General features: G+C 69.8%; 21 protein-coding genes. 13 read left to right on the top strand and 8 right to left on the bottom strand.

All coding sequences use genetic code 11. From position 1 onward, the window contains the following. Positions 1 to 7: 7 nt before the first annotated feature. Together leuD and SACMADRAFT_RS06280 are read left to right on the top strand one after the other, a co-directional pair. Positions 8 to 601 carry a 3-isopropylmalate dehydratase small subunit gene (leuD, locus tag SACMADRAFT_RS06275; protein ID WP_009152947.1) on the top strand — a complete coding sequence of 198 codons (594 nt, stop codon included), beginning with the start codon at positions 8 to 10 and terminating at the stop codon, positions 599 to 601. A 236-nt stretch (positions 602 to 837) separates the two neighbouring features. Beyond that, a complete protein-coding gene (locus tag SACMADRAFT_RS06280) occupies positions 838 to 1497 on the top strand; it encodes an HU family DNA-binding protein (protein ID WP_009152948.1) in 660 nt (219 codons plus the stop codon). A gap of 81 nt (positions 1498 to 1578) precedes the next feature. Here SACMADRAFT_RS06280 and SACMADRAFT_RS06285 read toward each other — a convergent pair whose 3' ends face one another. The 3 genes from SACMADRAFT_RS06285 to cofC all read right to left on the bottom strand — a co-directional run bounded on the left by SACMADRAFT_RS06285 (position 1579) and on the right by cofC (position 5460). Continuing rightward, positions 1579 to 2514 (bottom strand): NUDIX hydrolase, encoded by a 936-nt coding sequence (locus SACMADRAFT_RS06285; protein ID WP_009152949.1) that lies wholly within the window; start codon positions 2512 to 2514, stop codon positions 1579 to 1581. Further along, entirely contained in the window at positions 2511 to 4736 is a 2226-nt protein-coding gene (locus SACMADRAFT_RS06290) for an RNA degradosome polyphosphate kinase (protein WP_157617203.1), read from the bottom strand. The genes SACMADRAFT_RS06285 and SACMADRAFT_RS06290 overlap by 4 nt, the downstream gene beginning before the upstream one ends. Positions 4737 to 4818: 82 nt before the next feature. Then, positions 4819 to 5460: a 2-phospho-L-lactate guanylyltransferase gene (gene cofC / locus SACMADRAFT_RS06295; protein WP_040925574.1), complete on the bottom strand. Its 642-nt coding sequence runs from the start codon at positions 5458 to 5460 to the stop codon at positions 4819 to 4821. 172 nt (positions 5461 to 5632) lie between these two features. Here cofC and SACMADRAFT_RS06300 point away from each other — a divergent pair, with 172 nt between their 5' ends. Next, complete coding sequence (locus SACMADRAFT_RS06300; protein WP_009152952.1) at positions 5633 to 6331, top strand: lysophospholipid acyltransferase family protein; 699 nt, start codon at positions 5633 to 5635, stop codon at positions 6329 to 6331. Positions 6332 to 6352: 21 nt separating this feature from the next. Next, the gene (locus SACMADRAFT_RS06305) at positions 6353 to 7390 is read left to right on the top strand and encodes an NAD(P)H-dependent glycerol-3-phosphate dehydrogenase (protein ID WP_009152953.1); all 1038 of its coding nucleotides are present in this window, start codon (positions 6353 to 6355) and stop codon (positions 7388 to 7390) included. Positions 7391 to 7434: 44 nt separating this feature from the next. Here SACMADRAFT_RS06305 and SACMADRAFT_RS06310 read toward each other — a convergent pair whose 3' ends face one another. Beyond that, complete coding sequence (locus tag SACMADRAFT_RS06310; RefSeq protein ID WP_083840846.1) at positions 7435 to 8835, bottom strand: IS30 family transposase; 1401 nt, start codon at positions 8833 to 8835, stop codon at positions 7435 to 7437. Positions 8836 to 9142: 307 nt separating this feature from the next. Here SACMADRAFT_RS06310 and SACMADRAFT_RS06315 point away from each other — a divergent pair, with 307 nt between their 5' ends. Beyond that, positions 9143 to 9661, top strand: a complete 519-nt coding sequence (locus SACMADRAFT_RS06315) for a cysteine dioxygenase (protein ID WP_040926140.1) — start codon at positions 9143 to 9145, stop codon at positions 9659 to 9661. Here the strand turns inward: SACMADRAFT_RS06315 and SACMADRAFT_RS06320 are convergent. Further along, complete coding sequence (locus SACMADRAFT_RS06320; RefSeq protein ID WP_009152956.1) at positions 9592 to 10266, bottom strand: pyridoxamine 5'-phosphate oxidase family protein; 675 nt, start codon at positions 10264 to 10266, stop codon at positions 9592 to 9594. The two genes, SACMADRAFT_RS06315 and SACMADRAFT_RS06320, sit on opposite strands and share 70 nt — an antisense overlap. A gap of 69 nt (positions 10267 to 10335) precedes the next feature. On the opposite strand from SACMADRAFT_RS06320, the gene pdxR reads away from it, so the two are divergent. Together pdxR and SACMADRAFT_RS06330 are read left to right on the top strand one after the other, a co-directional pair. Continuing rightward, positions 10336 to 11718: a MocR-like pyridoxine biosynthesis transcription factor PdxR gene (gene pdxR / locus SACMADRAFT_RS06325; RefSeq protein WP_009152957.1), complete on the top strand. Its 1383-nt coding sequence runs from the start codon at positions 10336 to 10338 to the stop codon at positions 11716 to 11718. Positions 11719 to 11729: 11 nt separating this feature from the next. Further along, positions 11730 to 12827, top strand: a complete 1098-nt coding sequence (locus SACMADRAFT_RS06330; protein WP_009152958.1) for a D-alanine--D-alanine ligase family protein — start codon at positions 11730 to 11732, stop codon at positions 12825 to 12827. A 19-nt stretch (positions 12828 to 12846) separates the two neighbouring features. Here SACMADRAFT_RS06330 and SACMADRAFT_RS06335 read toward each other — a convergent pair whose 3' ends face one another. Next, positions 12847 to 13389 carry a DUF3515 domain-containing protein gene (locus SACMADRAFT_RS06335; protein WP_009152959.1) on the bottom strand — a complete coding sequence of 181 codons (543 nt, stop codon included), beginning with the start codon at positions 13387 to 13389 and terminating at the stop codon, positions 12847 to 12849. Positions 13390 to 13421: 32 nt separating this feature from the next. Beyond that, positions 13422 to 13655, bottom strand: a complete 234-nt coding sequence (locus SACMADRAFT_RS06340) for an Lrp/AsnC family transcriptional regulator (protein WP_009152960.1) — start codon at positions 13653 to 13655, stop codon at positions 13422 to 13424. A gap of 120 nt (positions 13656 to 13775) precedes the next feature. Between SACMADRAFT_RS06340 and SACMADRAFT_RS06345 the strand changes: the two genes are divergently transcribed. The 4 genes from SACMADRAFT_RS06345 to SACMADRAFT_RS06360 all read left to right on the top strand — a co-directional run bounded on the left by SACMADRAFT_RS06345 (position 13776) and on the right by SACMADRAFT_RS06360 (position 16637). Next, positions 13776 to 14744 (top strand): thiamine-phosphate kinase, encoded by a 969-nt coding sequence (locus tag SACMADRAFT_RS06345; RefSeq protein ID WP_009152961.1) that lies wholly within the window; start codon positions 13776 to 13778, stop codon positions 14742 to 14744. A gap of 68 nt (positions 14745 to 14812) precedes the next feature. After that, on the top strand, positions 14813 to 15283 hold the full coding sequence (locus tag SACMADRAFT_RS06350) for a GNAT family N-acetyltransferase (RefSeq protein WP_040926141.1): 471 nt from the start codon (positions 14813 to 14815) through the stop codon (positions 15281 to 15283). A 6-nt stretch (positions 15284 to 15289) separates the two neighbouring features. After that, positions 15290 to 15811 (top strand): gamma carbonic anhydrase family protein, encoded by a 522-nt coding sequence (locus SACMADRAFT_RS06355; RefSeq protein ID WP_009152963.1) that lies wholly within the window; start codon positions 15290 to 15292, stop codon positions 15809 to 15811. Positions 15812 to 15959: 148 nt separating this feature from the next. After that, the gene (locus SACMADRAFT_RS06360) at positions 15960 to 16637 is read left to right on the top strand and encodes a uracil-DNA glycosylase (protein WP_040926142.1); all 678 of its coding nucleotides are present in this window, start codon (positions 15960 to 15962) and stop codon (positions 16635 to 16637) included. Between the two features lie 74 nt (positions 16638 to 16711). On the opposite strand, the gene rpmB is transcribed toward SACMADRAFT_RS06360, so the two are convergent. Further along, positions 16712 to 16903, bottom strand: coding sequence for a 50S ribosomal protein L28 (gene rpmB / locus SACMADRAFT_RS06365; RefSeq protein ID WP_009152965.1), 192 nt, complete (start codon positions 16901 to 16903; stop codon positions 16712 to 16714). A 145-nt stretch (positions 16904 to 17048) separates the two neighbouring features. Here rpmB and SACMADRAFT_RS06370 point away from each other — a divergent pair, with 145 nt between their 5' ends. Both SACMADRAFT_RS06370 and recG read left to right on the top strand, forming a co-directional pair. Beyond that, on the top strand, positions 17049 to 18623 hold the full coding sequence (locus SACMADRAFT_RS06370) for a DAK2 domain-containing protein (protein ID WP_009152966.1): 1575 nt from the start codon (positions 17049 to 17051) through the stop codon (positions 18621 to 18623). Position 18624: 1 nt separating this feature from the next. Continuing rightward, on the top strand, positions 18625 to 20781 hold the full coding sequence (gene recG / locus SACMADRAFT_RS06375; protein ID WP_009152967.1) for an ATP-dependent DNA helicase RecG: 2157 nt from the start codon (positions 18625 to 18627) through the stop codon (positions 20779 to 20781). Positions 20782 to 20856 lie beyond the last annotated feature (75 nt).

A 20856-nucleotide genomic window follows, 5' to 3' on the forward strand; every position in this document is an offset into this window, starting at 1 on the left:
ACCGAACATGGAGCCGTACACCAAGCACACCGGCGTCGGAGTGCCGCTGCGCAGGTCCAACGTGGACACGGACCAGATCATTCCCGCCGTCTACCTCAAGCGCGTGACCCGTACCGGCTTCGAGGACGGCCTGTTCGCCGCCTGGCGCGGCGACGAGCACTTCGTGCTCAACCAGGAGCCGTACCGGGCGGGCAGCGTGCTCGTCGCGGGCCCGGACTTCGGTACGGGTTCGTCGAGGGAGCATGCCGTCTGGGCACTGCTGAACTACGGCTTCCGGGTGGTCATCTCCTCCCGGTTCGCCGACATCTTCCGGGGCAACTCGGGCAAGCAAGGTCTGCTCGCCGCCGAGTGCGAGCAGGCCGATGTCGAGCAGCTGTGGAAGATCCTCGAGAACGAGCCCGGCACCGAGGTCACCGTCGACCTGCGGGAGAAGACGGTACGGGCCAAGGACTTCGTCGCCACCTTCTCGATCGACGACTACACCCGCTGGCGGCTGCTCGAGGGGCTCGACGACATCGCGTTGACACTGCGCCATGCCGAAGACATCGAGGCCTTCGAGGCTAAGCGGCCCTCCTTCAAGCCTGTCACCACGCCGGTGTAGCCGCGGCGAGCACGGATTCCCTGCTCGAAAAGGGAATCCGTGCTCCGGCTCCGGTACGACGACACCACGCGGGACGGCCCTCGAACGGGCCTGCGAGGGGGCCCGCGGGGCGCGGAAGCGCACCCGATAAGGAAAAAATCCGCGTGCCGTTTGGAATTTGTGCTGCGTTGGTAATACCGTGTGCGCATGTCGGCCGGTGTGGCCGGGTAACAAGTAGTTCTTCTTGGAGGACTGGAATGGCCAACAAGGCCCAACTCATCGAAGCGCTCTCCGAGCGTTTGGGCGACAAGAAGGTCGCGTCGCAAGCTGTCGACAACCTCGTCGACATCATCATCCGTACGGTCAACAAGGGCGAGAAGGTCAACATCACCGGCTTCGGTGTGTTCGAGAAGCGTGCCAGGGCCGCCCGGACCGCGAGGAACCCACGCACCGGCGAGACCGTGCGTGTGAAGAAGACCAACGTTCCCGCCTTCCGCGCGGGTACGACCTTCAAGGACGTCGTGAGCGGCGCCAAGAAGCTGCCGAAGGCCACCACCAAGCGCGCCACCGCCACTCGGGCCACCGGCGCGAAGGCGGCGACCACGCGGCCCACGGCGACTCGCAGCACCACGACTCGTACGCGAGCGACGACGACGCGCGGCACCGCCTCCAGCCGCACGGCCACGAAGGCGGCACCGAGCAGGAGCACAGCCAAGAGCACGGCCACCAAGGCCGCGCCGAAGAGCGCAACCAAGTCGACGGCGAGCAAGACGGCGACCAAGTCGACGACGGCGAAGAAGTCGCCCGCCAAGACCACCAAGGCGGCGACCAAGTCCGCGCCGAAGAGCACCGCCAAGGCTTCCACCGCCAAGGCCTCGACGGCGAAGAAGACCACCGCCGCCAGGAAGAAGAAGTAGGCGTCCGCACGCGACGCGACTACCTCTCGGCAGGGCCCCCGCGAACTCGTGGGGGCCCTGCCGCGTTTGCGGGACCGGTGCTCAGCCGCCCGCCGGAACCGGGGCGGGCAGCGGGCTCGGCAGGTAGGCAGCGTCCACGAGCCGGGGTACGCGGTCGGGCCCTTGGGTGAACGACAGCAGCCACACCGAGCCCTTCTTGCTCGCCACCCCGTCCGCCTTCGTGGCGGGCAACACGACACCGTCCTGCTGGGCCAAGGCGTTCACCACGTCCGGGATCACACCGCCCTGACTACACACCACGGGTGTGCCTCCCGCCACGACGATGTCGCGGAGACGGCGCAGCGCCGCGGCGGGATCGGCCCAGTAGACCTCCTCCGACATCAACGGTTCGTGTTCCACCTCCACGCCCGCGTCGTCCGCGACCCCTTGCACCGTCTGCACGCACCGCAGGCGGGGGGCGGAAAGCACCCGATCCGGGCTGAAGCTTCGCAGCAGTACACGCAACGCCCGTGCCTGCCGCACTCCCGCCTCGGACAGCGGGCGCAGGTCGTCGTCACCCGTCCACGCGTCGCGCCTGCCCGCCTTCGCATGCCTGACGAGCAGCAGCGTCGTCAGTTCGGCGGGCAGGGCGGCAAACCGCGCGAGCACCTGCCTGTCGGTGTCGTAGTGCACCATCGTCGTGGCTTCCTCCTGGCGCAGCCAGCGCAGTTCGTCGACCTCGTCGTTCGGTGTGAATCGCCCGGAATTCGCCCTCGCACTGAAATAGTCGACGACCTTGGGGACGCCGCCCAGGTCGTATTCGACGCGGGTCAGGAATCGCCCGAGTACGGCCTCGAAGCCGGTTTCCTCCGCCAGTTCCCGCACTGCGGCCACCGGAGCGGTCTCACCCGGATCGAGCTTTCCCTTGGGCAGCGACCAGTCGTCGTAGCGGGGCCGATGCACGACGGCGACCTCGACATGTCCGTGCGGACACCGGCGCCACAACACCGCCCCCGCGGCTCGAACCGCTCCGCTCACCCGGTCGCTCCGTGCTTGCGCAGCAACTCGATCTGGTGGTCGCGCACCGTCGTGCCGTCCGACGGGGACGGCAACCACTCGCCGGAGGAGCGCAGCACCCAGCAGCGTGTGCTGGGGTCGAGCGCGGAGTTCAGCACGCCGTCGAGTTGGGCCGCCAGCCGCGGGTCCTTCACCTGCACGAGCGCCTCGATCCTGCGGTCGAGGTTGCGGTGCATCATGTCTGCGCTGCCGATCCAGTAGGCGTCCGTGCCACGGAAGTGGAAGATGCGTGAGTGCTCGAGGAAGCGGCCGAGTATCGAGCGCACGGAGATGTTGTCGCTCAGGCCGGGCACGCCCGGCTTCAGCGCGCAGATGCCACGCACGACGATGTCGACCTCGACACCCGCCTGCGACGCCCGGTACAGCCCGTCGATGACCTGCTCGTCGACAAGGGAGTTGCACTTGATCCGCACACCCGCGGGCCTGCCCGCCCTCGCGGCCTCGATCTCGTCGCCGATGTATCGGAGGATGCCCCGGCGGATACCGTTGGGGGAGATGAGGATGTTGCGGTAGGTCTGCTGCCGCGAGTAGCCGGTGAGGACGTTGAACAGATCCGTCAGGTCCGCTCCGATGGCCGGATCGGCGGTCAGCAGCCCGATGTCCTCGTAGAGTCGCGCGGTCCTCGGGTTGTAGTTGCCAGTGCCGAGGTGGCAGTAGCGGCGGATCGTCGATCCCTCCTGGCGTACGACGAGAGCGACCTTGCAGTGGGTCTTCAGGCCCACGAGACCGTAGACTACGTGTACACCGGCGCGTTCCAGAGTGCGTGCCCATGTGATGTTGGCCTGCTCATCGAACCGGGCCTTGATCTCCACGAGGGCGACGACCTGCTTGCCCGCCTCCGCGGCGTCGATGAGCGCGTCGACGATCGGGGAGTCTCCCGACGTGCCGGACGTGCGGTACAGGGTCTGCTTGATCGCCAGCACCTTGTCGTCGGCCGCGGCTTGCTCGATGAAGCGCTGCACACTCGTGGAGAACGAGTCGTAGGGATGGTGCACGAGCACGTCGCCCTCCCGCAGCGTCGCGAAGACGCTCTTCGGCGTCTCGCGCTCGCCGAAGGCCGGGTGGGTCGCCGGGACGAACGGGCGGTCCTTGAGCTCCTTGCGGTCCACCGAATGCAGCTGGAGCAGGCAGTTGAGGTCGAGCAGGCCCGGCACCTCCACCACGTCCTGCGGATCGACCTCCAGTTCCCGCAGCAGCAGTTCCAGCATGTGCTCGCTCATGTCCTGAGCGACTTCCAGCCGTACCGGTGGCCCGAACCTGCGCTGCGCGAGCTCGCGCTCCAGCGCCTGCAGCAGGTCTTCGTCGCGGTCCTCCTCCACCTCGAAGTCGGCGTTGCGGGTGACGCGGAACACGTGGTGTTCGATCACGTTCATGCCGCTGAAAAGCTCGCCGAGGTGGGCGGCGATGAGTTCCTCGAGCGGGAGGAAGGTGGCGGTCGCGTTGTCCTGCCCCCGATCCACCCGCACCAGTCTCGGCACGTTGTTGGGCACCTTCACCCTGGCGAAGCGTTCCGTGCCGCCCTCGGCGTCGCCGACCGTGACGGCCAGGTTCAGCGAAAGGCCGGAGATGTAGGGGAAGGGGTGTGCCGGGTCGACGGCGAGCGGGGTGAGTACGGGAAAGATCTGCTCGGTGAAGTAGGCGGACAGCCGGACCCGGTCGGCCTGCTCGAGCTGCGACCACTTCACGATCCGGATACCCTGCGCGGCCAGGGCGGGCCGCACACCCCGTTCGAAGGCGAGCGTGTGCCGCTCCACGAGGTCCTTGTTGCGCTTGGCGATGTAGGACAGCTGCTCGCGAGGCGTGAGCCCGTCGGCGCTGCGCACGGAGAGGCCGGTCTTCTCCCTGCGCTTGAGGCCGGCGACGCGAACCATGTAGAACTCATCCAAATTGGACGCGAATATCGCGAGGAACTTCGCCCGCTCCAGCAGCGGCTGGGACTCGTCCTCGGCGAGTGCGAGCACCCTGGCGTTGAAGTCCTGCCACGAGAGTTCCCGGTTGAAGTAGCGATCGTCCGGCAGGGCGTCGGGGACCTGGGCTCCGCCTGTGGCGGCGGGCGGAGCGGAAGGCAGATTGTGGATCTCGGAGGAGCTTCCGTTGCCGGTCGTCCTCGCGGGCGGTGGTGTCGTGGTGACCTGCCTGCGCGTTCGCGGTTCGTCGCCGCCCCGGCTCTCGTCGTTGCTCACACCCGCATTGTTCCCCACCCAGGCGACCGACGCGCATACCGAATTTCGGTCCGGCCCACGTCAGCAGGGTCGGTTCGGTGGATCAGTGAGGGACACACTCGCGCTCGAGCAGCGCGGCGGTGTGCGTGCCAAGCCCCAGCAGCCGGGCGTGCTCCAGATCGGCGGGGGTGTCCACGTCGCCGCGCAGCGTGGGTGCGGCCAGCCGAAGTGGCACGGCACCGGACTCCGCGTGCTCCCGTGCCGAGCCGCGGCCGAACCGGGGGTCGAGTGGCTGCCCCGGTGCGGACACCAGCAGCGTCGTGCCGGTGCCGTGCCTGTCGGCCGCGAAGCATCTGCGGTCGTCGGCCTCGGCGAGTGCCGCGGCCAGTTCCTCGGCCCGAAGGGCGGGCAGATCGGCCTGTAACGCCCCGATGGTGGCTCCCCGGTCGGACACCCGCAGCAGGCGCTCCCCGGCGCGCAGCGCACCGTTGAGACCCAACGCGGCCTCCTCTCCGACCACTTCCACGTCCAAGTCGCGCAACGCGTCCAGCGTGGCCGGTGCGGAGCCGACCACGAGCACGCGCCTGACCCCGGCGCTCGCCGTGGCGGCCAGCAGAGTGTCGCGGGCCAGCGCCAGCACGAGGGCGGCGTGGCGGCGCTCATCCCACGGGCCGTGCAGCGCGCCACGCAACCGCGACTTACCGGCCGCCGGAGGCTTCATCGGCACGATCAGGTCAACAGCCACGTCACCATCATGACCGAATCCCACGTCAACTCGCCCCTGCCCTTCCGGCCACGGCAACCGACGCGGGCGTCGGCTCCGGTGCGGCTGTGGGATGATCGGCCGAGGTTTCGCGTGCGTAGGCGTGCGTAGGTGCGAGCATTCGGCAACGGACCGGAAGGGAAAGGGAGCAGCCTTGGCTGATCGCGAGAAGGGCGGCTTCTGGGTCGGGGCGGCCGCCGTGCTGTTCTACCCGCTGACCTGGCTGGGACACAGTGTCTACCGCGGGGCGGAGCGGATTCCCCGGCAGGGTCCGGCGCTGCTGGTGCTCAACCACGTCTCGCACCTCGACCCGGCCGTCGACGCGGTGTTCGTCCACCGGAACCGGCGGGTGCCCAGGTTCATGGCCAAGGAGAGCCTGACCAAGGTGCCGATCTTCGGCAAGATCCTGCTCGGCTCGGGGGGCATCCCGGTGTCGCGCGGCACCTCGGAGGCGGGCGACAGTCTCAGGGCCGCCCACGAGACGCTGCGTGAGGGCAAGGTGGTGGTCATCTATCCCGAAGGGACGATCACCAAGGACCCGCTCGGCTGGCCCAAACGTTCCTATACCGGGGTGGCGCGGCTGGCGCTGGAGAACGACGTGCCCGTGATCCCGGTCGCACGCTGGGGCACCCAGGACATCTGGAACGGCTACAGCAAGAAGTTCAGGCCGTTGCCCCGCAAGACCGTGGTGCATTCCGTCGGCGAGCCGGTGGACCTTTCGGCCTACCGCGAGAAGGACCGCAGCCCGGCCGTGCTCAGGGAGGTCACCGACCTGCTGATGGGGCAGGTGCTCGACCTGCTGGTCGAGATCCGTGGTGAGCGGCCGCCCGCCAAGCCGACGGGCAACGGCTGAGCCGCCGAGGGAAGCGTCGGAATGTCTCGGGAGTCTCAGCCAGTTCGGCCACCTGTGCGGCGCGTCACCGTGCTCGGGTCCGGCTCGTGGGGGACGACCTTCGCCAAGGTGCTCGCCGACGCGGGCCGCGATGTCACCATGTGGGCGCGCAGGCCCGAGGTCGCGGAGGAGATCCAGCGGCGGCACAGCAACGAGGCGTACCTGCCGGGCGTCACGCTGCCGAAACAGCTCGGTGCCACTTCCGATCCGGCGCGGGCGCTGCAGGGGGCCGATGCGGTGGTGTTGGCCGTGCCGAGCCAGAGCCTGCGGGCGAACCTGCTGCGCTGGCGTGACCTGCTGCCCAAGGACGCCATCCTGGTCAGCCTCGCCAAGGGCGTGGAGTTGGACACGCTGCTGCGGATGAGCGAGGTGATAAGCGAGATCGCCGAAGTGCCCTCCGACGAGGTGGTCGTCGTGTCCGGCCCCAACCTGGCACGGGAGATCGCGCAGGGGCAGCCCGCGGCGGCGGTGCTCGCCTGCGCCGACCACGACAGGGCGGTGGCGATCCAGCAGGCCGCGTTCAACCCCTACTTCCGCCCCTACACCAACACCGACGTCGTCGGTTGTGAGCTGGCGGGCGCGTGCAAGAACGTGATCGCGCTCAGCTGCGGGATGGCGGCCGGACTGGGCTTCGGTGCCAACACCATGGCGACGCTCATCACCCGGGGGCTGGCAGAGATGGCGCGGCTCGGCTCGAAGCTGGGAGCCGACCCGCTGACCTTCGCCGGGCTGGCCGGGGTGGGCGATCTGGTGGCGACCTGTTCCTCCCCGCTGTCACGCAACCGGACGTTCGGCGAGCGGGTCGGCAGGGGGGAGACGATCGAGGAGGCCAAGGCGGCGCAGGGCGGTCAGGTCGCAGAAGGCGTCACCTCCTGCGTTTCCATCAGGGCGCTGGCCGAGCGCGTCGGGGTGGACATGCCGATCACCGAAGCGATGTACCGCGTGTGTCACGAGGGCTGCGCACCGGCGCAGGTGGGAGCGGAACTGCTCGGCCGCCAGCAGAAGCACGAGTGGTCCTGACCCCCCGCGAGTCCCCCGCTCCTGCCCGCGAGTCCCCGGTGGATTCAAGTGGTCGTTGCAACGTTGGTTGTGGGGATGGATTGTAGTTTGTCGTTGAGGGCTTCGGCGGGGGTGCGCCATCCGAGGGTTTTGCGGGGTCGTTGGTTGAGGGCGGTGGCGACGGTGTCGAGGTCGTGGTGGTCGCAGCGGGTGAGGTCGGTGCCTTTGGGGAAGTATTGGCGTAGCAGGCCGTTGGTGTTTTCGTTGGTGCCGCGTTGCCAGGGTGAGTGGGGATCGCAGAAGTAGATCTCGGTTCCGGTTTGGATGCGGAGTTGGGTGTGTTGGGCCAGCTCCGCTCCTTGGTCCCAGGTCAGTGATCGGCGTAGTTGTGTGGGTAGCGTGGTGATCTGGGCGGCGATGGCGTTGCGCACGGCCTCGGCGCCGTGTCCGGCGAGGGCGGGCCCGTTCTTCACCGGGGGTGTCTGGTGGTGTCCGGGCATGCGGGGCAGGTGCAGCAGCATGGTGAACCGGGTGGTGCGCTCCACGAGGGTGCCGATCGCGGAGCTGTCTGACCCGAGGATGAGGTCACCTTCCCAGTGCCCGGGCACCGCGCGGTCGGCGGCCTCGGCGGGGCGTTGGGAGATCATCACCCCGGGTGTGACGTGCGGGCGTCCCCGGCGGCTGCGCTCGCGGGGCTGGCGCAGCGCCCTGCCGGTGCGCAGCGACGCGGTCAGCTCACGGCGCAACCCGCCACGGCCCTGGACGTACAACGCTTGGTAGATCGCTTCGTGTGAGATCCGCATAGTCTCGTCCTCCGGGTAGTCGAGCACGAGCCGGTGGGCGATCTGTTCCGGGCTCCACGCCCATGTCCACCGGCGATCCGCCCGCCGCCCGTGACGCCGCCCGTTCCAACGCCCCACCAGCGGACCCGGCCTGCGATACCCGTCCGGGTGGGTGATCCGCCCCGCCAGCCGATCCTGCACATAGGCCCGCAACGCGTCGTTATCAGCAAGCTTGGCGGTCTTCGGGCGGCGGGCACGCCGGTCGGCATGCCATTGAGCCGTGCTCGCCCGATACTCCGGGCGGCGATGGCCGGTGGCGGCGTTACGGCGCAACTCCCGCGACACCGTCGACGCGGACCGCCCGATACGGCGAGCGATCTGGCGCACCCCCAACTCCTGGGCACGCAGCAGCGCGATCTCCTCCCGCTCAGCGAACGACACATAGCGGCCCGACACCCGAGCCTGACTGATCGACGGCATCCCGCCAGCCTCACGGAACCACCGCTGCCCCACCGTCACCGACACACCCGCAACAACACTCGCTTCACGGGTCGACACACCCCGCGCGATCTCGACCCAGAACCGCTGCCGATCCTCACGCCGCCCCACCCCAGGCCGACCCGGCGACCCCACCAACGGCCTTCCCACCACCACCGATGATCGTCCCACCCAACACCTCCCCATCACGGTGTTGCGACGACCCCTTGAACCCAAGCCCCGCTCCTGCCCGCGAGTCCCCCGCTCCTGCCCGCGAGTTCTGCGTTGCTGCCCATCAGTTCTGCGTTCCCGCCGGCGGGTGTCCATGGGCTGGAATCGGTTTGACGCGGCCTACCGCCGCTGGTTGGCTCGTTGCCATGTCGACCCGCATCGAGACCGCACGCCGGGGCACTGTCCGCCCCGGCGGGCTCGGTTGCGCGGCCTGTCCTTGTCGCTGTCGGTGACCTTCGACACCGAACTTCGCCGCCGCATCTCCTCTCCGACAAAGGACACCATGTTCGCCGTTCCCGAGAACACCGTCGCGCCCGCCGCCGGTACCGCCACCGCGCTGCGTCACCCGGTTCGCACGGCGCTGGAGTACGCCGCCGACCGGGAGCGCTGGCGCGGACTGCTGCGCTACGACCCCGACGAGCGCTTCGCCGCGCCGCTGGAACGTGACCACGAACAGGAGGTCTGGTTGCTGAGCTGGCTTCCCGGGCAACTCGCCGAGCCGCACGACCACGGCCACACCACCGGCGCGTTCACCATCGTGTGTGGGCGCCTCACCGAAACCGTCTACCGCGCCGATCCCGCCGATCCCGCAGATCCCGCCGACTCAGCCGATCCCGCCGTTGCGGCCGCGCGGGTGCACCTGCTGGCAGCCGGGCAGTCGCGGGTGTTCGGCCCCGGGTACGTGCACCGGGTCGAGAACGAGGGGCCCGACCCCGTCATCAGCGTGCACGTCTACCGCGCCGGTGGCCGGATCGTGCGTCCGGTTACATGGCTGGGCACACCGGTGCCCGGTGGAACGTAGCCCGAGGGAACCGGGTCACCGAACGTGGTGTGCACCGGGAGCACACCCGCCCACGCGTTGCCGTCGGCGAGGTCGGCGGGCTCCTCGGTGGGATCGCCGCTTCGCTGCTTCACCGAAGCCTCCGTCAGGTCCAGCGCGAGCACGGCCACAGCGGCCAGTTCCTTGCCGTTGGGTTGGCGGGCATGCTCCCAGGAGCCGGGCGAAAGGTGTTCGGTCAGCACCCGAAGCCCGTGCAGCTTGGCGCGCTCGTCGGTGACCGGGCGAGCTCTGCCGTGGACCACGGCGCTGCGGTAGTTCATCGAGTGGTGCTGCAGCGATCGGGCGTAGACGATCGCGTCGAGGACGGTCACGGCCACGCACACGTCAGTCCCGGCGGCGGCACGCAGGTTCGCCGAGCCCGTGGAGCCGTGCAGGTACAGCGTGTCGCCGTCTCGGCCGAAGCCGGTGGGTACCACCACGGGCGAGCCGCCGAGTACGACACCGAGATGGCACACCAGCGCCTCGTCGAGCAGGGAGTACAGGGCTTCTCGGTCGTGCAGTGCCCGGTCGCGGTTGCGCGTCAGCGTGCTGCGTGGTGTCGGCGACAGTGGTGGAAGGCTCGGCATGCGGCAAGTCTGCGACCAGTAGTGGCATCATGGAATAGCCACACACAACTTCGATCAGGAGGCCACTCTTTGGCCAGAGGTGACACCGCGCTGCCGGTCACGCTCGACCGGGACTCCGCCGTCCCGCTCGCCGTGCAACTCGCCGACGCACTGCGTGAGTCCGCTTCCACCGGGCACCTGCGAGGCGGCGACCGGCTTCCTTCCACGAGGGCGCTCGCAGGCAGGCTCGGCGTGAGCCGGACCGTCACCTCCGCCGCGTACGAGCAACTGCACGCCGAGGGCTGGATCGTGGGCAGGCACGGTTCCGGCACCTACGTGACCACCTCGCCGCCGACCCCCGCCTCACGGCGTGACCACCTCGTCCCCGACGACGAACCCGCGGTGGACCTGCTCGTGCTCACCCCAGGCGTGCCGTGGGCAGACGGCATCGACCGGGCCGCATGGCGGCGCGCCTGGCGCGCCGCCGCCGACACCCCACCGCTGTGGCGGGCACATCGCCGCGGGCTGCCGGAATACCGAGGGGTGATCGCCGAGCATCTGCTGCGCCACCGTGGGCTCGACGCGGCCACCGACTCGGTGCTCGCCACCGGCGGCACCACGGCGGCAGTGGTCGAACTCGCCGCTGCCGTGCTGCGCCCGGGGCAGCTTGTCGCCGTCGAGGAGCCTGGATACCAGCGTGCGGTGCGGGCATTTCGTGCCGCGGGACTGCGGGTGGCACCGGTGCCCGTCGACTCCCAGGGCCTTCGCCCCGACGCCGTGCCGCCCGGCGTCGCCGCGGTCTACTGCTCACCCGCGCACCAGTACCCGATGGGCAGCAGGATGAGCGCGTCACGGCGGGTGGAGTTGGTGGAGCGCGCCCGCTCGGAGGGTTTCCTCGTCGTCGAGGACGACTACGACGGAGAGCTTCGCTACGACGTCGCGCCGCTTCCGCTGCTCGCCTCGCTCGCGCCGGACGTCGTCGTCCACCTCGGTACCACGAGCAAGATCCTCACGCCGACGCTCGGTGCCGGGTGGATGGTCGCGCCCGCCGGTGTCGCCTCCGCGATCCTGGACTACCGCGACGAGACCGGCACCAGGCCCTCGCCCGCGGGCCAGCGGGTGTTGGTGGAGCTGGCGAGGCACGGCGACCTCGGCAGGCACCTGCGCAGGTTGCGCAGGGAACTCGCCGAGCGCAGGGCGCTGCTTGTCGATGCGCTGAGGCGCGAACGGGTGCCGGTGCTCGGCGACGACGCGGGCGCGCACCTGGTGGTGCCGGTCGGCTCGGCTGAGCAGGAGCGGCGACGACTGGCCGAAGGGCGAAGGCGTGGACTCCTGCTCGACGGCCTGGCCAGGCACTTCGACGGCGAACCGAGCGCACACGGCATCGCGGTGGGCTACGCCGGATGTGACAGGGACACGTTGCGGGACGCGCTCGGGGTGCTCGTCGAGGTCCTGCGCCCGGCTCGGCGGTAGGGTGACCGGCCATGAGTAGCCGCAAGACGCGAGTGGCCGTCGTCTTCGGGGGCCGCAGCACCGAGCACACCATTTCCTGTGTGTCGGCGGGCAGCGTGCTGGCCAACCTGGACCCGCAACGTTTCGAGGTGGTGCCGATCGGCATCACCCGCGAAGGCGGTTGGGTGCTCGGTACCAGTGACCCGGCGGCGTTGCGAATCCAGGGCAAGGAACTGCCTGCCGTGGACGGGGGCAAGGCGCTCGTGCTGGCGGGTGACCCCACCAGCAAGGGGTTGGTGAGCCTGGAGCCGGGGCAGGAGGCCGAGGTGCTCGGCGGCGTCGACGTCGTCTTCCCCGTGCTGCACGGTGCGTTCGGTGAAGACGGCACCATCCAGGGTCTGCTCGAACTGGCCGAGATCCCCTACGTGGGTGCGGGGGTACTGGCCAGCGCCGCCGCGATGGACAAGGAGTACGCCAAGAAGCTGCTTGCCGCGGAGGGCCTGCCGGTCGGCAGGTACGCGACCATCCGGCGTGGACAGGCCACCCTGGACGAGGCGACCCGCGAGCGGCTCGGCCTTCCGGTGTTCGTCAAGCCCGCACGGGCGGGTTCCTCCATCGGTATCAGCAAGGTCACCGACTACAGCCGCCTCGACGAGGCGGTAGCGGTTGCCAGGAAGACCGACCCGAAGGTGCTTGTCGAGGCGGCGGTCGTGGGGCGCGAAGTGGAGTGCGGGGTGCTGGAGTTCCCCGACGGGCGCGTCGAGGCTTCGTTGCCCGCCGAGATCCGCGTGCTCGCCGAGGGCCAGGACGCCTGGTACGACTTCGAGACCAAGTACCTCGGCGAGGACGCCGAGTTGGACATTCCCGCCAAGCTGGACGACTCCGTGACCGAGCGGCTGCGTGCCTGTGCCGTGCGGGCGTTTCGGGCGCTGGACTGTCAGGGGCTGGCGCGTGTCGACTTCTTCGTCGGCAGCGACGGTGAACTGACCATCAACGAGGTCAACACGATGCCCGGCTTCACCACCACCTCCGCCTACCCGAAGATGTGGGCGGTGACGGGGCTGGACTACCCGACACTGCTGTCGACGCTGGTGGAGACCGCGCTCGCGCGCGGAACGGGACTGCGCTGAGCCTGCTCGCCTGCGCAGCTCAGCCGAACCGCAGCGGCACGGCGGGCAGCGTGGCCGAGATCGTGCCGGAGATGTCCTGCAGCGGTCCCGTTCCCGCGTCGGCGGGCACGGTGAGCGCCGCGTAGACCTCACGGTCGACGGCGTACCAGGTGGCCGAGCCGTCGCCGGGGACCTGCAACCACTGCACGCCGTCGATGACACGCAGTGGCGAGGTTCGTGTCAGTTCTCCCGGTCGCGGCAGCCCGCACCGCAGCACGATCGGGTTCGCCTCGCCCCACGCCAGTGTCGCGGGAGGGGCGGGTTCGGCGAGTTCGCGTCGCGGCAGCGTCCGACCGGCCGACTTGAGTGTTTCGGGTGCGGCGGCCACGAGTTCGGCGCACTGCGGGCTGTCGGCCTGCGGTGCGGGCACCGACACCAGCGCCAGCGGCCCCGCAGGCCGCCTTGTGCCGGGTTCCTCGCCGCCCCAGGTGATCCCGAGCACCGCGACCGTCACGGCGAGTGCGGTGGCGAGGACCACGGCGGCGATGAGAAACACCCTGGGAGGTGCGCCGGTCTCGCTCACGCCTCCACTACATCACACCGGCGAGTTGCCACTCACAGGTGCACCACAGGGCAGGTCAGCGTGCGCGTGATGCCTTCGACGTTCTGCACCCTCGCCACGACGAGTTGCCCCAACTCGTCCACGTTGTCCGCCGCGGCGCGCACGATCACGTCGTAGGGCCCCGTAACGTCCTCCGAACTAGTGACGCCGGGAATGTTCGCGATCTCGGCGGCGACGGATGCCGCCTTCCCGACCTCGGTCTGAATGAGGATGTATGCGTGAACCACGGCGCGCCCCTTCGTCTGCGACGGTGTGCTCAGGATAGGAACGTTGGCAGCAACGTACCTCAGTGCTGCAACGATCGGATATCCGAGTAGTTGGCGCCCTGTGCAACAACGGAGGTGGGAGTGGACGGCAGCCCAACGCCGGGCGAGCAGACCGTCTCGGCGATCGGCGAGTTCGGGTTGATCCGTGAGGTCACGACCGGGAGGGCGCAGCCGTCGACCACGCTGCTCGGTCCAGGTGACGACGCGGCGGTCGTGGCGGCGCCGGACGGCAGAGTCGTCGTCACCACCGACACCCTCGTGCAGGGTGTGCACTTTCGGCTGGACTGGTCCAGCCCCGGCAACGTCGGCCGAAAGGCGGTGGCGGTCAACCTGTCCGACATCTGCGCGATGGGCGCCGTGGCGACCTCGGTTGTGGTCGGTCTGGCATGCCCGCCCGAGACGCCGGTGTCGGTGGCGACCGAGTTGTTCGACGGCATCGCGGCGGAAGCGGAACGGGCCCGCGTCGGCGTGGTCGGCGGGGACATGGTGAGCGGCAAGGAGATCGTGATCAGCATTACCGCGCTGGGCGACCTCGGCGGACGGCCGCCGGTCACCAGATCCGGTGCCAGCCCGGGCGACGTCCTCGCCGTCTGCGGCAGGCTCGGCTGGGCGGCAGCCGGACTCGCCGTGCTCGGGCGTGGTTTCCGGTCGCCGGTGGGAGTGGTCAACGCCCAGCGCTACCCCGAACCGCCCTATGCCGCGGGCCCGCAGGCCGCGATCGCGGGCGCCACCTCGATGATCGACGTCTCCGACGGGCTGCTCGCCGATCTCGGGCATCTGGCGCAGGCATCCGGGGTGGGGTTCGACGTACGCACCGAGTTGCTCACCGTCGCCCCGAAACTCGTCGACGTTGGCACCGCGCTCGGGGCCGACCCGCTGCACTGGGTGCTGACCGGTGGCGAGGATCACGCTCTTGCCGCGACGTTCCCCTCCAGCGTGGAGTTGCCGCAGGGCTGGACGAGAATCGGTGTCGCGCTGATGCCGGAAAGCGGCGTCACGGTGGACGGCGTGCCGTACGAGCGGGAAACAGGTTGGGAACACTGGCGTTGATCCGGTTGGATGACTCGAAGGCGCGGTGGGTGACCGCGCCGATTCCGTGGGAGGAGCCGATGACCGGGTTGCACATCCGTACCGTGCCGTTCGACCACCCCGACGCGGTGAAGCTCATCGACGAGGTGCAGCAGGAGTACGTGACGCGCTACGGCGATCCGGATGTGACGCCCGTCGACGTGTCGGAGTTCGCGCCACCGCGAGGACTGTTCGTCGTCGGTTACCTCGACGGCGCGCCGGTGGCGTGCGGCGGTTGGCGCGCGCACGACGGCCCTTTGCCCGAGTTCCTGCCCGGTGATGCGGAGCTGAAGCGCATGTACGTGGTGCCGTCGGCAAGGGGGCGGGGACTGTCGCGGGTACTGCTCGCCGAGTTGGAGCGCACGGCGGTGGACGCGGGCAGGAAGCGGGTGGTGCTCGAGACGGGTACCCGGCAGCCGGAAGCGATCGCGCTCTACCGCTCCAGCGGCTACGCCGACATCGCCAAGTTCGGGCACTACCGTGACGACCCGTTGAGTGTCTGCCTCGCGAAGGGACTGTAGAGCGGCATGGCGATCTACGCGCTGGCGGAGTTGGAGCCGAGTATCCACCCCGATGCCTACGTTCATCCGGACGCGACGGTGATCGGTGACGTGCGCATCGCGGCGGAGGCTTCGGTATGGCCGGGCACCGTACTGCGAGGGGACAACGGCTATATCGAGTTGGGACCACGCTCCAACGTCCAGGACGGTTGCGTGCTGCACTGCACTCAGCGCCATCCCACGATTCTCGGGGCGAACTCCGCGATCGGGCATTCGGTGCACGTCGAGGGCGCCACCATCGGCACCGGCTGCCTCATCGCATCGGGTTCGGTCGTGCTCAACGGCACCGTCGTCGAGGACGGCGGAATGGTTGGCGCGGGCGCCGTGCTGTCGTACGACTCGCGGGTGCCCTCCGGCCACATCGCCCTCGGCGTGCCCGCCAGGACCAGACCCAACACCGCGTTCGGACCGGAGCAGATCGCCGCTGTCGTGGACGGTTACGTGGCAAGGGCGAAGCGGTTTCGGGCGGAGTTGCGGAGGCTGGACTGAACGCCACTGACACCGTCGCCGCGGGAGCGCAGAACTCGTGGGCGAGAGCGGGGAACTCGTGGGCGAGAGCGGGGAACTCGTGGGTGAGAGCGGGGGACTCGCGGAGGGCGTGCGGTTGGTTCCCCCGGGTGAGCTAAGCTCGCGTGCCGTGACCGCGCGACCGCTGCACGAAATCGTCGATCCCGGATGGGCATGCGCCCTCGAACCCGTCGCCGATCAGATCGCTGCGATGGGGGAGTTCCTCCGCGCCGAGGTCGCCGAGGGCCGCACGTACCTTCCCTCGGGCGAGAACATCCTGCGCGCGTTCAAACAGCCTTTCGACGAGGTGCGCGCACTGATCGTCGGGCAGGACCCCTACCCGACTCCAGGTCACCCGATCGGGTTGTGTTTCGCGGTGGCGCCCGACGTTCGCCCGCTGCCGAAGAGTCTCGTCAACATCTTCAAGGAGTACTGCGACGACCTCGGCCACCCGCAGCCGTCCACCGGGGACCTCACCCCGTGGACCGAGCAGGGCGTGCTCCTGCTCAACCGTGCGCTCACCGTGCGGCCGGGCAAGCCCAACTCCCACCAGGGCAAGGGCTGGGAGAAGATCACCGAGCAGGCCATTACGGCGCTGGCCGCCAGGGACAAGCCGCTGGTGGCGATCCTGTGGGGAAGCAACGCTCGCAAGCTCAAGCCGCTGCTCGGCTCGGTTCCGTGCGTGGAGTCGGTACACCCCAGCCCGTTGTCGGCGCACAACGGCTTCTTCGGCTCGCGCCCGTTCAGCAGCACCAACGAGTTGCTGCGAAGGCAGGGTGCCGAGCCGATCGACTGGAAGCTGCCCTGAGTTCGGGCCCGCGCGCAGCGAAACGGCCCGGCGACCACTCGGGTCACCGGGCCGTCCGCGCAAGAACTGTGGCGTCAGCCCCGAACGACCTTGCCCGCCTTGATGCAGGAGGTGCACACGTTCAGGCGCTTCTTCTGGGAAAGCCCGACCTTCGCGTGCACGGTCTGGATGTTGGGGTTCCACCGGCGGTTGGTGCGCCGGTGAGAGTGCGAGACCGACTTGCCGAAGCCCGGCCCCTTGCCACAGACGTCGCACACGGCAGCCACGTCGAACACTCCTCGAAGAACTAGGTATCACGAACGTCCCGGCGACGCCGGGCAACTCGAACAGGGTAGCCGGTGCGTTCCCAGCTGCTGCCGCCGGGTCGCTACCCTCGCGAGAAACCCTCGATCCAGCCTTGGAGGATACGCGGTGCGGGCCTTGGACGCGGCGGCCGTGCGGGCATGGGCCGGTGCCTGCGTGTCGAGCCTCCAAGCGCTGCGGGAGGACATCGACGGCATCAACGTCTACCCGGTCGCCGACGCCGACACCGGCAGCAACCTGCTGCACACCCTCACCGCCGCGCACACGGCGCTGGCCGCGCACACCGAGCCGGACGGTGCGGGTGCGGCGCTCGACGTGCTCGCCAGAGCCGCCGTGCGTGCCGCGCGGGGCAACTCCGGAACGATCATCTCGCAGGTGTTGCGCGGCATCGCCGAGTCGGCGGGTCACGCGCGTGAACTGGACGGGCCCGCGTTGGCGGCCGCATTGCGCAGGGCCGACAGGGTCGCGACGGATGCGGTCGCCCGGCCGGTGGCGGGCACGATGCTGAGCGTGCTGCACGCCGCCGCCGCGGGCGCGGGCGAGGGCCACCTCGACGAGGTGGTCACCGGCGCGGCCAAGGCGGCGGCGGACGCGCTGGCACGGACCCCGAAGCAGCTCGCCGCGCTGGCCGTGGCAGGGGTTGTCGACGCGGGAGGGCGAGGACTGCTCGCGGTGCTCGACGCGCTCGTCCGAGTCGTCACCGGCGACACGGTGGAGCAGGAGCACGTCCTCGACGCCGTCGCCTCGCCCGAGCAGGCACCGCCACGCGCGTGGGAGGTGATGTACCTGCTGTCCGGAATCGCCGACGAAGAGCTGCCCGCCTTACGCAGGGCGCTGTCGGGCCTCGGGGACAGCGTCACGGTGGCGGCCGACGGCGCGGGCGAGCACGCGGTACACGTGCACTGTGCGGATATCGGCGCCGCCATCGAGGCGGGACTGCGACACGGCACGCCACACGACATCCGCGTCGAGCCGCTGATGAGTCCGGCACCCGCCGGGAGCGGGGTGACGGGGGGCGAGCGTGCCGTGGTCGCCGTCGTGCACGCAGCCGCGCTCGCCGAACTGGTCGACGCCGAAGGGGTCCCCGTGCTCGCCGTCGGCGACGGCCTGGAGCCGAGCGCCGAGGAACTTCTCGGGCTCGTCACCGAGACCGGCGCCAGACACGTGACCGTGCTGCCCGGCGGCGTCGCACTCACCTCGGCGGCCGAACGGATCTGCGGCCATCCCATGCTCGCCGATCTCGACGTCGTGGTGGTGCCGTGCGCCTCACCGGTGCAGGTGCTCGCCGCGCTGGCGGTGCACGACCCGCGACGGCGTGCAGGCGCCGACGTGGTGGCGATGGCCGAGGCGGCCGCGGCCACTCACCGCGGCGACATCGCCGTCGCGCAGCAGGAGTCGATCACCTGGGTGGGCAGGGCACAGGCAGGCGATCTGGTGGGGCTGGTGGACGGCGAGGTCGTGCTGATCGAACCGGGCTCACGGGTGGCGGAGGCCGCGGTGGCCGTGCTGGAGCGGATGCTGGCCGTCGGCGGTGAGCTGGTGACGGTGCTGACCGGCGCCCGTGCACCGGAGGGTATCGCCGAGGTGATCGCCGAGCGGCTGCGCGAGACACACCCGGAAGTCGAACTGGTGTGCTATCCCGGTGGGCAGACGGACGCGCTGCTGCTGATGGGTGTGGAGTGACATGACCGTGCTGCGGGACAACCTGACCTCGGTTGTCGGTGCGAAGACCGCGCGAGCGCTGGACAACGCCTTGGGTTTGCGCACCGTGGGCGACCTCATGCGGCATTACCCGCGCCGGTACGCGCGCAGGGGAGAGCTGACCGACATCGCGGGGCTGGAAGTCGGCGAGCACGCCACCGTGCTGGCGCGGGTGGAGCGGGTGACCAAGAAGCCGATGCGCGCGCGGAAGGGCTCCATCCTCGAGGTCACCATCACCGACGGGTACCGCAGGCTGTCGTGTGCGTTCTTCGGCAACCAGGTGTGGCGGGAACGGGAGTTGCGGCCCGGCAGGAACGGGTTGTTCGCCGGGAAGGTCACGGCTTTTCGCAACACGCTGCAACTGGCCAACCCGGAGTACGAGCTGATCAACCCCGACGACGACGCGGCGGAGGTGGACAGCTTCCTCGCCGAGATCATTCCGGTCTACCCGGCGGCGCAGGGGCTGCCTTCGTGGTCCATCGCCAGAGCGGTCCGGCAGGTGCTCGACACGCTGGAGGTGGAAGCCGACCCGCTGCCCGAGCGGTTGCGTGAGGAGCGCGGGCTCGTCTGCCTGAACGAGGCGCTGCACCACATTCACCGGCCGCCGAGCTGGGAGGCGCTCGACGCCGCGCGCACGCGGTTGAAGTGGGACGAGGCGCTGTCGATCCAGCTCGTCTTCGCGCAACGCAGGCATTCCGCGGGGGTGCGGCCCGCGCCCGCGTGCCCGCCCAAAGCGGGAGGCATCGCCGAGGCGTTCGACGCCCGACTTCCCTTCGAACTGACCGAAGGTCAGCGACAGGTCGGCGAGAGCATCGCAGCGGACCTTTCCGGCGAGCACCCGATGAACCGGCTGTTGCAGGGCGAGGTCGGCAGCGGCAAGACCATCGTGGCGCTGCGCGCGATGTTGCAGGTGGTGGACGCGGGCAGGCAGGCAGCGCTGCTCGCGCCGACGGAGGTGCTCGCCGCGCAGCACGCGCGCTCGTTGCGGGAACTGCTCGGCGAACTCGGGCGGGCAGGAGAGCTGGACGGCGCCGACAACGCCACACGCGTCACGCTGCTCACCGGGTCGCTGCCCGCACGGCAACGCAAGCAGGCACTGCTGGAGGCGGCGAGCGGGCAGGCCGGGATCGTGGTCGGTACCCACGCGCTGATCCAGGAACACGTCGGTTTCGCCGACCTCGCTCTCGCGGTCATCGACGAGCAACACCGCTTCGGGGTCGAGCAGCGTGACGCGCTGCGGTCGAGGGGAGCCGGTGCTACGACGCCACACGTGTTGGTGATGACGGCCACCCCCATTCCCCGGACGGTGGCGATGACCGTGTACGGCGACCTGGAGACGTCCTCGCTGCGGGAACTGCCCGCCGGTCGCTCACCGATCTCGACCACGGTCGTGCCCGTGGCTGAGAAGCCGGCCTGGTTGCAGCGGGCATGGGATCGGGTGCGGGAGGAAGTCGGCAAGGGCCACCAGGCCTACATCGTGTGCCCGCGGATCGGCGACGAGCCGCCGTCGGACACCGGCGAAAGGCGCCCCGCGATCGCCGTGCTGGAACTGGCCCCGCAACTGGCGGAAGGACCGCTGAACGGGCTGCGCGTCGGTGTGCTGCACGGCAGGCTGCCGAGCGAGGACAAGGACGCCGTGATGCGGTCGTTCGCCTCGGGATCGCTCGACGTGCTCGTGGCGACAACGGTGATCGAGGTCGGCGTGAACGTGCCGAACGCCACCATGATGGTCATCATGGACGCCGACCGCTTCGGGGTGAGCCAGCTGCACCAGTTGCGCGGCCGGGTCGGCAGGGGAGACGTGCCAGGGCTGTGCCTGCTCGTGACCGAGGCCGTCGCGGGAACCTCGACGCGGGCGCGACTCGAGGCGGTGGAGTCGACGCTCGACGGTTTCGAGCTGTCCAAGCTCGACCTGGAACAGCGCAGGGAGGGCGACATCCTCGGCGCCGCGCAGTCGGGCAAGCGATCGGCACTGAAGCTGCTGTCCCTGCTGCGCGACGAGGACGTGATCACGACCGCACGTACCGTGGCGCAGCGCATCGTGGCGGCCGATCCTACGCTGGCCGACCACACCGGCCTCGCGCGGATGGTCGCGGAGACGATCGACGCCGACAGGGCCGAGTACCTGCAGAAGTCGTGAAGCGTGGCCGGTAGGTGACCGCCTCGCGGTCCAGTACGTGAGAGCGAACTCCCACGGAGCGACAACCGCGGGGTA

This window comes from Saccharomonospora marina XMU15, from assembly GCF_000244955.1.
Lineage (GTDB): Bacteria > Actinomycetota > Actinomycetes > Mycobacteriales > Pseudonocardiaceae > Saccharomonospora_A > Saccharomonospora_A marina.